This is a genomic window from Flavobacterium sp. RHBU_3, from assembly GCF_046613565.1.
Lineage (GTDB): Bacteria > Bacteroidota > Bacteroidia > Flavobacteriales > Flavobacteriaceae > Flavobacterium.
Genome location: NZ_JBKJHC010000018.1, coordinates 26,438 through 41,108, shown reverse-complemented (window position 1 = coordinate 41,108; position 14,671 = coordinate 26,438). Strand labels below are relative to the sequence as shown.

Annotated in this window: 20 protein-coding genes; all 20 read right to left on the bottom strand. The window is 40.2% G+C overall.

Translation table 11 applies throughout. From position 1 onward, the window contains the following. Positions 1-2: 2 nt before the first annotated feature. Positions 3-488, bottom strand: a complete 486-nt coding sequence (locus ACLI1A_RS18700) for a hypothetical protein (RefSeq protein ID WP_411410218.1) — start codon at positions 486-488, stop codon at positions 3-5. Between the two features lie 52 nt (positions 489-540). Continuing rightward, positions 541-912 carry a 3-hydroxyacyl-ACP dehydratase gene (locus ACLI1A_RS18695; RefSeq protein ID WP_411410217.1) on the bottom strand — a complete coding sequence of 124 codons (372 nt, stop codon included), beginning with the start codon at positions 910-912 and terminating at the stop codon, positions 541-543. Positions 913-984: 72 nt separating this feature from the next. Further along, on the bottom strand, positions 985-1,599 hold the full coding sequence (locus tag ACLI1A_RS18690; RefSeq protein ID WP_411410216.1) for an outer membrane beta-barrel protein: 615 nt from the start codon (positions 1,597-1,599) through the stop codon (positions 985-987). 24 nt (positions 1,600-1,623) lie between these two features. After that, entirely contained in the window at positions 1,624-2,250 is a 627-nt protein-coding gene (locus ACLI1A_RS18685) for a hypothetical protein (RefSeq protein ID WP_411410215.1), read from the bottom strand. Further along, a complete protein-coding gene (locus ACLI1A_RS18680) occupies positions 2,216-2,839 on the bottom strand; it encodes a LolA family protein (RefSeq protein ID WP_411410214.1) in 624 nt (207 codons plus the stop codon). Before ACLI1A_RS18680 ends, ACLI1A_RS18685 begins: the two co-directional genes overlap by 35 nt. Then, positions 2,829-3,557, bottom strand: coding sequence for a polysaccharide deacetylase family protein (locus tag ACLI1A_RS18675; protein WP_411410213.1), 729 nt, complete (start codon positions 3,555-3,557; stop codon positions 2,829-2,831). Before ACLI1A_RS18675 ends, ACLI1A_RS18680 begins: the two co-directional genes overlap by 11 nt. Before the next feature lie 41 nt (positions 3,558-3,598). After that, on the bottom strand, positions 3,599-4,663 hold the full coding sequence (locus ACLI1A_RS18670; RefSeq protein WP_411410212.1) for a beta-ketoacyl synthase N-terminal-like domain-containing protein: 1,065 nt from the start codon (positions 4,661-4,663) through the stop codon (positions 3,599-3,601). Further along, entirely contained in the window at positions 4,663-5,859 is a 1,197-nt protein-coding gene (locus tag ACLI1A_RS18665) for a beta-ketoacyl-[acyl-carrier-protein] synthase family protein (protein ID WP_411410211.1), read from the bottom strand. The genes ACLI1A_RS18670 and ACLI1A_RS18665 overlap by 1 nt, the downstream gene beginning before the upstream one ends. Further along, the gene (locus ACLI1A_RS18660) at positions 5,859-6,116 is read right to left on the bottom strand and encodes a phosphopantetheine-binding protein (RefSeq protein WP_411410210.1); all 258 of its coding nucleotides are present in this window, start codon (positions 6,114-6,116) and stop codon (positions 5,859-5,861) included. Before ACLI1A_RS18660 ends, ACLI1A_RS18665 begins: the two co-directional genes overlap by 1 nt. A 1-nt stretch (position 6,117) precedes the next feature. Then, a complete protein-coding gene (locus ACLI1A_RS18655; protein WP_411410209.1) occupies positions 6,118-6,723 on the bottom strand; it encodes a 3-oxoacyl-ACP synthase in 606 nt (201 codons plus the stop codon). Continuing rightward, complete coding sequence (locus ACLI1A_RS18650) at positions 6,723-7,859, bottom strand: beta-ketoacyl-[acyl-carrier-protein] synthase family protein (protein ID WP_411410208.1); 1,137 nt, start codon at positions 7,857-7,859, stop codon at positions 6,723-6,725. Before ACLI1A_RS18650 ends, ACLI1A_RS18655 begins: the two co-directional genes overlap by 1 nt. Further along, entirely contained in the window at positions 7,859-8,305 is a 447-nt protein-coding gene (locus tag ACLI1A_RS18645) for an acyl-CoA thioesterase (protein ID WP_411410207.1), read from the bottom strand. Before ACLI1A_RS18645 ends, ACLI1A_RS18650 begins: the two co-directional genes overlap by 1 nt. Further along, entirely contained in the window at positions 8,280-9,566 is a 1,287-nt protein-coding gene (locus tag ACLI1A_RS18640) for an ABC transporter permease (protein WP_411410206.1), read from the bottom strand. The genes ACLI1A_RS18645 and ACLI1A_RS18640 overlap by 26 nt, the downstream gene beginning before the upstream one ends. Beyond that, positions 9,559-10,311: an ABC transporter ATP-binding protein gene (locus tag ACLI1A_RS18635; RefSeq protein ID WP_411410205.1), complete on the bottom strand. Its 753-nt coding sequence runs from the start codon at positions 10,309-10,311 to the stop codon at positions 9,559-9,561. Before ACLI1A_RS18635 ends, ACLI1A_RS18640 begins: the two co-directional genes overlap by 8 nt. Positions 10,312-10,320: 9 nt before the next feature. Next, positions 10,321-11,316: a BtrH N-terminal domain-containing protein gene (locus ACLI1A_RS18630; RefSeq protein WP_411410204.1), complete on the bottom strand. Its 996-nt coding sequence runs from the start codon at positions 11,314-11,316 to the stop codon at positions 10,321-10,323. 4 nt (positions 11,317-11,320) lie between these two features. Beyond that, the gene (locus ACLI1A_RS18625; protein WP_411410203.1) at positions 11,321-11,722 is read right to left on the bottom strand and encodes a hypothetical protein; all 402 of its coding nucleotides are present in this window, start codon (positions 11,720-11,722) and stop codon (positions 11,321-11,323) included. After that, positions 11,719-12,168, bottom strand: a complete 450-nt coding sequence (locus tag ACLI1A_RS18620) for an ABC transporter permease (RefSeq protein WP_411410202.1) — start codon at positions 12,166-12,168, stop codon at positions 11,719-11,721. The genes ACLI1A_RS18625 and ACLI1A_RS18620 overlap by 4 nt, the downstream gene beginning before the upstream one ends. A gap of 5 nt (positions 12,169-12,173) precedes the next feature. Then, complete coding sequence (locus ACLI1A_RS18615) at positions 12,174-12,599, bottom strand: hypothetical protein (protein ID WP_411410201.1); 426 nt, start codon at positions 12,597-12,599, stop codon at positions 12,174-12,176. Next, a complete protein-coding gene (locus ACLI1A_RS18610; RefSeq protein WP_411410200.1) occupies positions 12,599-13,732 on the bottom strand; it encodes a beta-ketoacyl-ACP synthase III in 1,134 nt (377 codons plus the stop codon). Before ACLI1A_RS18610 ends, ACLI1A_RS18615 begins: the two co-directional genes overlap by 1 nt. Before the next feature lie 28 nt (positions 13,733-13,760). Next, positions 13,761-14,663: a dialkylrecorsinol condensing enzyme DarA gene (locus ACLI1A_RS18605; protein WP_411410199.1), complete on the bottom strand. Its 903-nt coding sequence runs from the start codon at positions 14,661-14,663 to the stop codon at positions 13,761-13,763. Positions 14,664-14,671: the final 8 nt, after the last annotated feature.

The following is a 14,671-nucleotide window of genomic DNA, read 5'->3' as shown; positions in this document are numbered from 1 at the left end:
TACTAAAAAGAAGCTTTCTCTTCTTTAGTAAAAGATTTAGAAATTTTTACAAAACCCTGTGTAAACGCTTTCAGGTCGGCTTTCTGACTACTATAGTATTTGATAATAAACTTTTTATCATTTTCTATCTGGCCATGATAGCCTGTTATGGCAGGTGCATTTTCCTGTATACTAAGTCGTAATACATGAGCCTCATAATTATCAGCATCACGCTTTAAAACTTCTTCAAGCAGCGTAGCTCCTTGCTTAAAAAGGTTCTTTTTATTCATCAGGCCTTTTTCGTGTTTGGCTCTTAGGGTCAGTGCAGCAGCTTTATAGGCCACAACAGTATTATCCGAACTGTCGTCAGACACCTTTTCTACAAGGCTATACAATTCTTCGGTAACTTTAGCAGATTCAGGCGCACTGATAAATTTTTGTCTTAACGTGGCTAAGTCATTAGCAACTGTTAAAACAATTAACGAAAAAATAGCAGCAAGTGTTTTCATAGCAACATTATTTAATTTATTAACTAAAGTTACAGCTTACAAAAACTAAAATCTAATTTTTACTGTAAATACAAGATAATTTTAACGCTACCGTTTCATCAAACAGTGTTGTGTTCTTAACCTTCACCTTATTGTCTTCAGTTTGGGCTATTTCAAGCTCAAGTCTCAAATCAGGGTTAACCTCCGGATTAATAAGCGCCATAAACTTAATGTTTGAAGCACTTATCATAGTAAGTTCTTTACCCACAACCTGCGTAGTGATTTCTTTTATTATTTGCAGCATACATACCCCGGGAGTTACCGGATTTCCGGGAAAGTGCCCCTTAAAAACATCGTGGTCTTTATTTATGTTTATGTTAGCAACATATTTGTCTCCATCGGTGTTGGTTAGCGCGTTAATTTTATAGAAATCTTTTAAAAGCATGGTCGTTTGTATTTATTAAAAAACAAATTCCCGCCAAATAGTTAATCCGGCGGGTTTGTTTACTATATCTAATTATTTAGTAGCTCCGGTTACCTTAAAGCTGTAAGAAACACCCAAGGTATATACAATATTAGTCATACTGCCATATTCATAGCTATCATTGCCGTCATAACTATAATCATAGTCGTTTAGCACACTAACAAATCCTTTTTTTACGCGGGCTTCTATAGTAAGGCCAAACGGTAGTGTATATCCTGCACCGGCTGTAATACCTACATCGGCATCGGTATCAGCAAAAGGCGAACGATTTACAATAAAATCTAATGTAGGCCCCACATGCAGATTTACGCTGTTAGTAAGCGTAAATTTATTAATAAGAGCTAAAGATAGATACTGCATGTCTATATCAGCCTTTTCATACATGTAGTTACCAGTATTGTAATCCTGATAATAAATTGTAGCTTCTGCACCCTGACGAGAATACGTAACCTCAGGCTGCAGGGTATAAAACCTTGTAAGTTTTACAGCAGCAAATGTACCCAGATAAAAATCGGTTTTTGTGTCAAAATTACCTCCGGTAAATGATGCGAAGTTTGCCCCTGCCCTTATACCGGGCTTAACCGTTACCTGAGCCTTGGCACAAAATGCAGTAAGCATTAGCAATGCAAGTAATACGCTTTTTTTCATAGCAAAATGATTTGATTAGTTGTTTTACTCTATATAGTTTAATTCAATCCTAAGCTGTAAGTTTTTATGATCGATAACAATATTCTGCGCTAATATATCATTTTTTGCTGTATACGTTATTATTGTTTTTTCTTTACTCTTTGTTGCATTAACCAGCTTCTGAAGCTGCCCAGTCGCTTTATCTGTGAACAAATAATTATAACGTTTTCCGTCTTTACATTTTAAAACGGAATTTTTATCATCTTCGTATCCGGCAACTACCTCATGCTGTTGCTTTAACAACAACATAAAATCACGCTTTAAGGTATTTACCACTATTTTCTTGTTCAGCTCATCCAGAATGTATTTAACCTTAAAGCTGTCATCGGTAATTTCAAAATCAAAAAGCTTATTCCCAAATTCCGTAGTAAATGCCGCCCTGTATAAGGTATCATTTACTTTTTTAGCAATAAATATCCCACCAAAATCACGGCCATAAACCGCTATGCTGGCTTTATAGATATAATCCTTATTAGAATCAGAAAAGTAAGGTGCATGAAAATGCTCCGAAGCTTTTTCGGTTTTAGCAAGCCCGTCTACCGTTTTAACGGCACAGGAAGAAAACAGTAAGCAGCTGCTAATTATTAAAAACAGAATCGGATATTGGCGCATTAACAACTTTGTTTTTAAATACAATCGTAGTATAATCATCAGACGGTTCTGTCATTTTCACTTTAGACACCATGTTCTTTTTATCAAAATACAAATCCATCTCCTTAATATATTTTTTCAGGGCAGCATCCTTTGGCACCAGCCTGGTAAGGACAAACTCACCACTTTTAAAATAGCTGATTGTAAACTCGTTTTCATCAAACATATCGCCGTTTACACTACCCACAATCAATTTATTAAGCTTTGCAAACATTTTGCTGTTGCTGGTATCCATAGCGTTTTTCTTGCCGGCATCGTTTATAGAAATCTTATTGTTTTTAAAAACAACGCTATATTGGTACGGCTTTACATACTGCCACAGCAGCATAGATGGCGCCTTAAAGCTTATTTTCCCTTCGGTTTCTATGTCTTTAGACAAAAAGTCCATGTGCTTATACTGAACAAAATCAGCACTAAGCGTTTTAGTACTTTTTGCAGTAGCATTTACACCATTTTTAAAAGCTGTAGCCTCAGCGGCACTAAGCTTTTGCTCCTGCCCAAATGCCAGGATAGTAACAAAAAACAAAAGGTAAAAAATATTATTTTTCATAGGCCGGTATATCTAATAAGGCATCAACAGTAACTGCTTTGTAGCCTTGTTGCTGCAAAAGTAACAATAATTGTTCCAAAACATTTACGGTTTTCTGCGAAGTATCGTGCAGTAAAATAATACTGCCGGGTGCAATACCACGCTTTATACGGTTAAATATTTTAGTTTCATCTTCGGTAACTGCATCCAGCGACCTAACATTCCACCCTATTACGTAGTGCCCTGTTAGTCGTAACGCCTTGGCAATACGCGGACTTGTAACCCCAAAAGGAGGTCGGAATAATAACGGTTTTTTATTGCTGTACTTAATAATAAAGCTATCAGTAAGCGTTATATCTTCAACCGTTTTATTAACAGGAAAAAGACTCAGCTTTGTAGAATGGCTATAGGTATGATTACCTACTGTATGCCCTTCATTTAATGTTTTTTGTAAAACCTCGGGGTACTTTTCTATTTGTGAACCAATACAAAAAAAAGTGGCTTTTGCATTGTAACGGGAAAGCAATTCGAGTACTTTTTCGGTTTCAGGTGTAGGGCCATCGTCAAAGGTTATGGCGATTTCCTTTACGGTAGCACCTTTTTTTTTGTAGAGCGTTTTTATGTGGTAACCGCTTTGCACAAGCCCTGAACCGGCAACCGCAATAACAAGCCAAATAAAACAAGGGAGCAATAACCAAAACCACGATACAACACTCGACGCTGCCAAAACAGCCAGCATACTAAAACTTAGTACAAAAAAAAGGATATTTAACCGGTGGGTTAGCATGCAGATAACAATATAAAACTATGGTCGCCTCCCCTGTACTGGTTGTACAGCAAAATATTTTTATACTGGCTACGTGAAACAGCATTTACCATAAGCACCGGATTTATTTGCTGAAGCTTTAAAATATTTGCTGCAACCCACATTCCGAATGCCGAAGCCGTATAATATTCGCCACTAAGGTGTTTGTAGTATACCTGTGGTGTATCTTTAAAAATGCCTTGAACAAGCACATTATAATAGGCATCATACTGCACGTCTCCGTTATAACCAAGCACTATAGCATCTACATCAGACAATGCAATATTGTTACGGCCTAAAAAAGCTTCAACTTTTGCAGTAATCTCATCCTGAGAAAGTATGTTATACGTATACACATCCTTAAGCTCAGCATAAGCCGACGGCTTTTTTTCATCTTCGATTACAAAAAATGCCGCACCTTCCGAAAATACCGCACCTCCTGTTTTGGGTTCCAGTACACTGTAAGGCCCGTTATCTTTACTTTTAATAGCTCCTGAAAGCTGCATGAACTTCATGGTAGACTCAGCCGCTTCTTCTATACCCCCAACAAGGATGCTGTGGGCATCATCTTCCTGTAGCTGCATCTGCGCATCAATCAGCGCCGATTCAAAAGATACAGCACCGTTTACGTAGGTAAAATTATAGGCTTTGCATTGTAAACCCAAAGCTATTTGTGCACCCACAGTGTTATGGGTAGACTGTATAAACGAGGTAGGTGTTAAAAACTGTTCCTGGTTGTCTAAAAGTGCTGTTAAAAACTTTTCAGAGTCTACATTACACCCCATACCGGTACCGGTAACAATAGCATCAAAATTCTGCGTGCCGGCTTCCTTTATAGCACTGGCCGAAGCTGCTATGCCATTCTTCACCCCCTTTGCCATACGCCTTCCGGCAGCCGGGGCTATATATTCTTTATAGTCGGGGGCAGCAAGCGGAAGTATATTATCAGCTTCATTAATGGCTACTTCTTCCAGAAAAGCCACATCTAATGTTTTTTGTGCAGAAACACATCCTGCACCGTTTATATAACACTTTTTCATTAGCTTTTAGAAAACAGCAGGGTTGAACAGTTACCGCCAAACCCAAAAGAGTTAGACAGCACATGGTTTATTTCTTTTTCTTTTAAAACCGTTTGCGGAACAAGGTTAAACTCTTCCATTTTGGTTTTAAAATTCAGGTTGGGATACACAAGGTTGTTTTGTAGTGCCAATACACTGTACACTGCCTCTATAGCGGCGGCAGCAGCAAGCGTGTGTCCCGTAAAAGGTTTTGTAGAACTAAAATCAGGCACTTCTGTACCAAATGCCCTGATGATGGCACGCCCTTCCGAAAGGTCGTTATTCGGTGTAGCGGTACCATGGGCATTAATATAATCAATATCGGCAGGCACAAGCCCCGATACTTTAAACGCTTTTTCCATAGACAGGAATGCTCCGTCTCCGTTTTCAGATGAAGCCGTTTGATGGTAAGCATCATTTGCATTGCCGTAACCCGAAAGGTAAGCAAGCACTTTTTTATTGCTCTTTTTTACCGCTTCTTCTGATTCTAAAACCAAAAATGCCGCAGCCTCACCAAGGTTCAGGCCTTTTCGGTCGTTATCAAACGGGGTATTGTACGTATCAGAATATATCATCAGGGTTTTAAAACCGTTGATGGTAAATTTAGAAAGCGCATCGGTTCCGCCTACAATTACCCTATCCAGTTTACCCGACTTTATAAGCCTTGCTCCAAGCATAATAGCATTAGCCGCAGACGAGCAGGCCGTACTTATTGTGGTAACAAAACCCTTCAACCCAAGTTCGTTGGCTATTTTATGGGTTACATCACCGGCATCGTGCGATTCTATATAACGCCTGTTTTCTTCCGACTCAAAATAGTCATAAAAAAAACGTTCGGTCATGTCCATACCCCCTACGCTGGTAGACGATATAAGGCCGGTGTTATATTCGTTAATATCGATTATGCCGGCATTTGCCACCGCCTGTTTTGCTGCAATAGCCCCAAGCATGGCAGTACGCGAAAAATTATTATCGGCAGGCAAACCCAGCAGCTGTGCCAGTTCCTGGTTCGTCTTTTTAATTTCGCCTACTTTTAAATCATTTTTGTGGGCTGTGTCTATATTGTCTATAGCCGATATACCCGTTTTGCCATTAATAAGGGCATCAAAATTTTCTTCGACAGTTAATCCTATCGAAGACACTATACCCATACCGGTTATGGCAATTCCTTTACTCATTATTTTGTCCTTTTTTCAGAAATATACTGAGCCATAGTATTTATAGATTCAAATATGGCTTTTCCTTCTTTAGGGTCAGATAATTTAATACCGTAATCTTTATCAAGCATTACTATAAGCTCCAGAGCATCAATAGAATCAAGCCCAAGGCCATCGCCAAAAAGCGGATCGCTATCATTAACATCCTCTACTGCAACATCTTCTAAATTAAGAATATTGATAATCTTCTCTTTAAGTTCTTGCTTTAATGCTTCCATATTAACTAAGATATAATGTTTGTATATTGTTTTCTGTATGTTCGGTGGTTCCTTCCTTAGATACCAGGTACATAAAGGCTTTATAATCGTCTTTAAAGTACTCTACCCATCCACAAAGGACTTTATCTGCTTTGGCGGTTTCTAATAATGAAGTTGCATAATTAACAAAAAAATCAGAATTGAACCCTTCAAAAACAAAAAAACTATTCTCTGTAAACAGTTTATGCCTTATGCTTATCTCCCCCATGCAGATATTTGGCAACGTGTACACAAACACCGCAGGGCTGGGGAAATAATTTTCGGCATCTATAATCGATTCATTGTATTTTACGTCAGTATCAAGGCTTGATGATGCATTAGCAAACAACAGTGCCGTATTACTGTTATCGGCTCCATTATTCAGCAATAAATCCGAAGCCAGGAAAGACAACTTGCTAAGGTTATCCATTTTAAAAAACTTAGCATAATCAGTCTCAGCATGCTTATATGCCTGTTTGGCAAAATCAGTAAACGCGGCATCGGGAGCAGAAAAATACTCTTCCCCATTTAGTACAATACGGTTATTGCTTATAGTACAGTACCCCGATATGTAAAATTTATCTGCCATTAATTTACGTTTTTAAATACCACTGCCGTATTACACCCTCCAAAACCGGAAGCCGTTTTAAGCCAGTAATTTATTTCGCTGTCCTTATTTTCAGCTATCACATTTATGGGTTGCGACACTCCCGGCTCATCATACCCCAGTGATGCAAAAAGCCTCCCCTGTTCCATAGTTTCCAGCCCTATTACCGTTTCCAGCAACCCCGATGCACCAAGTGTATGCCCGTAATATCCTTTAAAGCTATTTACTGGAACATTGTTTAGCTCAAGCCTGTTTAAAGCTATCGCTTCCATTTCATCGTTAAAGGGCGTAGCAGTGCCATGCGCCGAAACATAGTCTATAGCATTGGCTTCTACACCGGCTTCATTAAGCGCACTTTCTATACTTCTTACAAGTCCTTCGCCGGTACGCGATGGCCCTGATATATGGTTAGCATCGTTTATAGATCCGTCTCCGGCTACTATTGCTTTTGCGTTTTCACTATTTATTGTAACGAGTACCGCTGCGGCAGCTTCTCCTAAAGACACTCCTTCGCGGTTAGCTGAATAAGGTTTGCAGGGCTGCGGACTCATTGCTTTAAACGAGTTAAAACCCGAAAGCACAAACTTAGAAACCTCATCGCCACTTACCACAAAAACATTATCATACATTCCTGCCTGTATAAGCCTTTTGGCTACAGACACCGCCATAATACCCGATACACAGGCATTAGATATTACAACCGGCTGTGCCGTAAACCCGAAAAATCCGGCTACGTTTTTAGCCAATCCCTGCAGGTATACCCCGCCAGCCAGTCTGTCACTACCATTAAGGGCTGTAATATTACCTTTTGTGGTAGAAAGTATCAATCCCGTTTTTTGGCCTAAAGCCACACCTGCTGCGCTAACAACAGACTGTAGTGCCAAAATCATCATCTTTTCAAGCCTTGAGTATGTAGCAGTGCTTATTTGTGCAAATGCCCCATCAAGGGTATTATCATTTATTCGGGCGGCAAAAAAAGGCTCGGGCAAAAGCGCATCGTCTTCCCAATGGCTAATACCGGTAGTACCGTTTTCTATTGCCTGCACATTACTCTCTACAGTAAATCCAAGGGGAGTTATGCAGCTTGTATGTGCTATATATACATTTCGCCTGTTCATTACTTAAGGCCTACTTTGGTTCGCCATGCATCAAAAAACTCAGGATAGTTAAGTACCATTACTCCTTCCTGGTTTACAAATACCTGTACAGTTTCGCCGGTACAGGCCAGGTTATTATCGGCATCAAATATTTTGTACCTGAATATTATTTTGGCTGCGGGAGTATCTACAATAGTAGTTTCTATGGTAGCCACATCGCCGTAGCGCAAAGGCAGTTTGTGTTCGCAACTCGATTTTACAATCGGGGTGGTATAGTTGTGGCTGTGCACATCAAGGTAACTAATACCGTGCTCGCGCCCGAAAGCCTCCCTACCGTCTTCAAAATAAGTGATGTAGTAGCCATGCCATACAATACCTAAAGGATCGGTTTCATTAAAACGCACCCTTATTTTTTGTGTAACCTTAAGTTGCTCTGCTTCCTTATACTGCTCTTTTCTTTTCATCATAAACTATTGATATAGCCACCATTGCCACAAAAAACAGGAACAACAATGCTATTTGCGGCAGTATACCTGCCAGTGTATTATTTCTTAAAAGCACATCGTAAAAAGCTTCTAAGCCCCAGTTCATAGGCGATGCTTTTGCAATGTACTGCATTATTTTAGGCATGGCAAAAACCGGTACCCATACGCCACCCATTGCAGCAAGTATTACTACTGATGTAGCCCCGAAAGGCGCCGACTGCTCCTGGGTTTTTGCAAACGTACCCAGCAGTATACCAAAGCCCACAGCAGCAAAGCCGCTAAACAGTGCCACTACGCTCATTAACAGGAATGCCCCATTAAGATCTAAAGGAGGTAGCCCTATATGCGGGAATAAATAAATGCCTACAGCCACCATAAGGAAAAACTGGAGCATACATATTATAAGATAGGTAACGGTTTTACCGGCGATTACCGTAAAATACGATACCGGGTTTGTACGCAGCCTTACCTGTGTACCCTGGTTCTTTTCCTTTACAATGTTTATAGACAACGGCACAACAATAAAGAACATGGCAAAAAGTGTCCATGCAGGCACATTGTGCTGTGTGGAGTTTGGTACCATGGCTTTGTTTTCAAACATGGGTACTATCTCCTTAAAGCTGATGTAACTTTCCTGTTTAAAGGCTGCCGTTGTTTCTTCTCCCATCTGCTCTGTAAAGGCCGTATAAATAGATTTTGTCTCAATCTGAGATATCATCTTATCTATGGTGCTCTTTACAGCGTTTTTAAAAGCAGTTTGCGATGCAGGGTCAAAATACAGGCGAACCTCCTTAGGCGCTGTATCTATGATTACCTCAGGTTTGGCTGCAACGCTGTCTGTAGCGCTAAAACCTTCGAGGATACTGTTTACGTTTTCATCTACCTTTGCCTTAAGCCCCGCACTTAAATCGGCCGGGATTATGATAGCCATTTGGTATTCGCCATCAAAAACCTTGTCCCTGGCTACCTCTTCATTCAGCGGCTTTCCGCCAAACTGGGTAATCACCTTAAACGAACCGCTTTCGCCCAAGCTTTTTAATACCGTACCCGATATTTCGCCCTTGTCATTATCTACCAGCAATATGGGTATCTTGGTTTCAGTTGCCGTCTTAAAAGTGCTGTCCTGTATCAATGTTATGGTAATAACCAGTACAAGTGGCATTATAAATAGTATTATAAGCCCACCAAGGTCGCGCCTAAGCAGCAATATCTCTTTATTTACAGACATCAGCAGTTTATACATCGCGCAACTCTTTACCGGTTAATGTTAAAAATACGTCTTCTAACGTATCTGCACCTTGTGTAGCACCTATAATACCCGAAGGCGTACCCTGGGTAATTACCACACCTTCATCTATAATGGCGATATGGCTACAAAGATCCTGAGCCTCTGCAAGATGGTGCGAAGTGTATATTATAGTAGTACCCTTAGCGTTTACTTCCTTAAGGTATTCTATTATTACGTTCTTAGAATGTACATCTACACCCACGGTAGGTTCATCCAAAAATAAAACTTTAGGGTTATGCAGCAAGCCGGCAATAAGGTTTACCCTGCGCTTCATCCCCCCCGAAAAGGTTTCGATAGGTTTATCAGCAAACTTTAAAAGCCCCAGATAATCTAACGAATCGTTTATCTTTTGTTTCAGTTCAGCACCTTTTATACCGTACATACTGCCAAAGTAAACAAGGTTTTCACGGGCAGTTAATGTAGGATACAGTGCATATTCCTGGGGCACTACGCCTATAATTTTCTTTATAGCGGTGCTATTTTCTTTATAGTTGTACCCTTCTATGCTAAAACTCCCCGCAGTAGGCTTTATAAGGCCGCACAACATAGAAATAAGCGTGGTTTTACCGGCACCATTAGGCCCAAGCAAACCAAACACCTCTCCCCTGGCAACTTCTAAAGACAGGTTGTTCACCGAAAAAAAATCGGCGCCCTTATACTTTTTAGAAAGTGAGTGTATTTCTATTATAGGGTTGTTCATTTTACAATATTATATTGCTTTGCGCAATTTCTTAAAAAAGACTTCTTCTTTATCGGCAATCTCAGTAAGCATATCAGCCAGCATGTTATACACATCGGGCTTAGAGCTCCTGTTTTTGTATACCCTTGCTGCTTCTACTGCAAAGTCACGCCATTTGTCGCCTATTGCCGTCATTTCATACGACAGTTCTTTAAGTACTACATTATCCAGTACTACCGACGCTTCCTGTAAAAAGGCAGCATATATAAAACGGAAACCTCCGCCACCGGTACCTATCTCTTCCTGCATACGCACCACCTGAGCCAGGTAATGGTTGGCTTTTTTCACCCCGTGCTTTATGTGCCATTTCCTTATCTGTTTGGCTACAAATCGAATACCGTTTACCCCCACAATAGGTACAGGAGCAGTCATATCACGGCATGTAGCCTTTATGGCGGTAACAATTGCTTTTTTTAAATCGGGGTTTTCAGGTATATGAATCGGGTAATATATTTGTCCGCGTGGCGCAAAAGCACCTTTGGCAAAACGTACCCTTTCAAGTTCTTGTGTGGTAAGCGAGGTAACGGTTTCCATCACAGGGTCGCTTACAAGGTAATTATCGCCTTCTTGCCCGTAAACCACAAGGTTATGGGCGTTAAAATGAAAACGGTAATCATCCGGAAAATATGTAAGGTTATACACCCCTACCTGCAGGCCCGATGGTATGTTGTTTTTAAGGTTTTCCTGAAGTGCCTTTTCGGCAGCAGCAGGACCCGAAAATTTTTGTCTTTTTATTTTTATTCCCAGCCTTTTTGCCGCCTTACCAAAAATAGAACCCGGTAACGGGCGGTAACTAATAGCGGGAGCATGGTTTACTTTTAAAAATGGTAAGTATACAAAGAAAAGCCCGGAGCCTATGCCAAAAACCATTGGCTCACTTAGGTTGAGCCCATTATGCCTTAACAGGTTAGACGCAACACCATTTTCGCAATGTGCTGCCTGGTGATGCTTAAAATCAGTCGTCATTATATCAGCCCTTAAAATTTTTAAGTTGTTCGGTGGTTATTAAAAAAGCATCGGCATATTTTTGTAACACTTTATCGTTTAGCCCTGCAAAAACCGCAGGTTTAAAATGCCTTTTTATACGCCATTTCCACATACCCACATAACCTGCCAGTATGCCCACGTCCATTTTATTAAGCTCCATAAAATACGCTATGGGACTTACTTCATTATTTATTACCTGCAGCCTTGCAGCCTCGGTACGTTCTTTTATATCTTCTATAGAATTGCTCAGCGCTATGGTTTTTGGTTCCCAGCCACTGCTTAGTGCAGTGGTATAGTTTCCTTTATCATCTGTGGCATAGCACAGTTCGCGCATGTTAGTGGTTTCTATATTACTTCTGTCCTGTGGCACTTCGCTTTCTTTCATTGCTCCTGAATAAATAAATTTATCTCTCCCTCTAAAAGCAGTTCTCCGTTACAATAGCTTTTACAGCTCATCATACAGGTTATAAAGGCGCCGGTATCAAACTGAGACACCAGCTGGGCCCTTGTTACAAGAGTGTTCCCTATTTGGGGAACGCCATGTATTTTTATGGTTTTTATAGAACTTATAAACCCTATAACATTAGCTTCGGGTTTATGTTTGTTATCTTCATCTATAAAGCAGGTTCTGGCTACTATTGCCGAACATGTTTGCGCAGCGTTTTCTATAAGGCCGGCTTCGCAAAGGCTGCCGTTATCTATAAATATATTGTCTTCTTTAACCGCAAAAACAGTTTCCACGCTTTCGTCGTCCATGTTCACTATTCTGTCTACCATGAGCATTGGCTCTTTGTGCGGCAGGTAAAGTCGTATATCTATATCTTCAATCATAGGCGTTATTTGGCCAAAACTGTTTTCATCTGGCTTGCTGCAATTTCTACATCATTGCATTTAGTAACAATATCTACAAGGGTTATCCCCATAAATTCCTGTAAAACCGAAACTTCGGTAACCAGCTCGCTCCCTAAAACCGGAAGCGCATTAACATTTACATATTTAATAGAACCTATGTAGCCTGTAGGTGCCGGTTCTTTCTTTAAATAAAACTGATAACCGGTATACAAAGCCACAGACTGTGCCATGTGCTCTATAAGTCCCGGTTCGGTAAATTTACCATTTTCTACAAATATATTTCCTTCGGGTACGTTAAAGCCCGCAACCAGCTTTTCTTCAGAAAAATGAATAAGCTTATCCACCATTACAAATGGCGCTTTTTGCGGTATAAGCCCTTCTACAAAACTTTTATCGGTAAGCGGTTCCATTAGCACACGGTTAAATAAGCCACAGAATAGGTAAACCTGCCACTTTCGGGCACTACAAGCAGAAGCTTTTCACCTTTTTTCAGTTTGCCCGAATTAAGGATTTCTTCTACCATAAGGTAAATAGAGGCCGAACCTACGTTACCTACCCTGCTAAGGTTGATGAACCATTTCTCTTCGGGTACTATTATACCACGGCCTGCAAGCTCTTCATATAATTTCTTTGCAAAAAAGTGCGAAGATACATGCGGCAGCAGGTAATCTATATCATCAGAAGATACGCCGTGCTTGTCAAGCGCATGCTTGGTGCTTAGCGAACCTTTTTCCATTACAAATTTATCAAGCAGTTTTACATCCTGTTTTACAGAAAACACAGACTGCTTTAGCCACTCCTCTACAGGATAATCCTGCCATGGCCTTATGCTTCCGTCTTCAAGCTTATCGCCACCGGCATACATACATGCCTCAAGTTCGTGCGCATAAGAGTAAGACTCCATCCACTCAATTTTCAAAGACATTTCGCCCCTTGGCTGGTTTTCCAGCAAAAAGGCACCGGCACCGTCTGACAGCATCCAGCGTAAAAAGTCTTTTTTAAATGCTAATATAGGTTGCTCTTCAAGGTTTTGCAGATTAACAACTTCGTTATTAAACTTATCGGCTATCATCCAGGTAGAAGACCTTTCAGAACCGGTACAAACCGCATTATTACTATTACCTGATTTGATGCTTAAAAACCCGTACTTAAGGGCATTCATGCCCGCACAGCACACTCCTGAAGAGGAATTTAACTCTACAGACTGGTTATCCATAAGCCCGTGCACCATAGACGCATGCGACGGAAAAAGATTATCAGGAGACGATGTACCGCACGAAAGCAGCTCTACATCACTCTTAGTAAAATCTTTATCGTATAGCTGTTCTATAGCTAAGTGGGTTAGCTGGGCATTATTATGGGTTATAGTCCCTGTTTTGTCTATTGCGTAATACCTGGTAGTAATACCGTTATTACGAAGAACAATCCTTCGGGCCTTAGAAGTGGAGTTATTGATTTTACCGAGGATATCTTCCATCTCGTCATTAGTTACCGCTTCATTTGGTAAATATTTCCCGGCTTTGGTTATGTAAACATCAAACATAGTTGGTCTATTCCTTTTTTTATGCGTTTTAAACGCCTTTATAATAGTTTATTATCCTTTTATTTTTAGCAAAAGTAAAAGGATACATAAGAATGTGCAATATATATACTATTGGTGAAATAATCCAAATCGCAAGCACCAAATAAACCACAAAAATTTTTAACAATTTTTTACGATTATTTGGTCTTTTTATGATTATAGCCGACCATTTGCTAAAAATATGGTTTCCTTTAGTATCTACCCCCACTAAATAAGGGCTTACCCTAACGGCTCCCTGCTGTAAAAGTATATCCTGCAAACCGGTAAAATCTCCATGCAAAAGCGCCCCATGAATGGTGTCGCCAAACTTTACAGACTCATTTATATCCTTATCAGACACTCCCGGCAATGGAAATATTCCTAAATGCTTTTCTTTTTTACCGCTAAACATCCACTCTACAATGGTTATTACGCTTATCAGGTTACCCGCCCTGTCGGTAAGGGCTATGTTCCCCTTTAGTAGTGCACCGTTTTCTTTCAGCAGCTTCTTTATTTTCTCCTGAGCCAGGAACCACATATTCCTGCTACCGCTTATGGTTACTACTGGAGTATTGTGCAACAAATGCTTAGCCTCAGGGCTTTTAAGAAATGAATTTACAGGAATAGACGGCGATAAAAACCACACCTGGTAATGAAACAATACCAAGTCATATTTCAAATCAAGTATATGCTGTGGTACAGGTTTTAGCTTTGCCGGAATTTGCAGGAACGATTCAGGGAAAGCATCAAAAAAGGCTTCTTTATTCCACGGAAACGGGAACGGAGTTTCCATCTCTATCTGATGAAAAACCACGTTACAGTTTTCGTCGGCAACAAACGGAGCAGTTATTTGCTGCGCTATATCGTGCAATTGCCCGGATTGTGTAAAATATATAACAAGAACATTTTTCATGTTGCTAT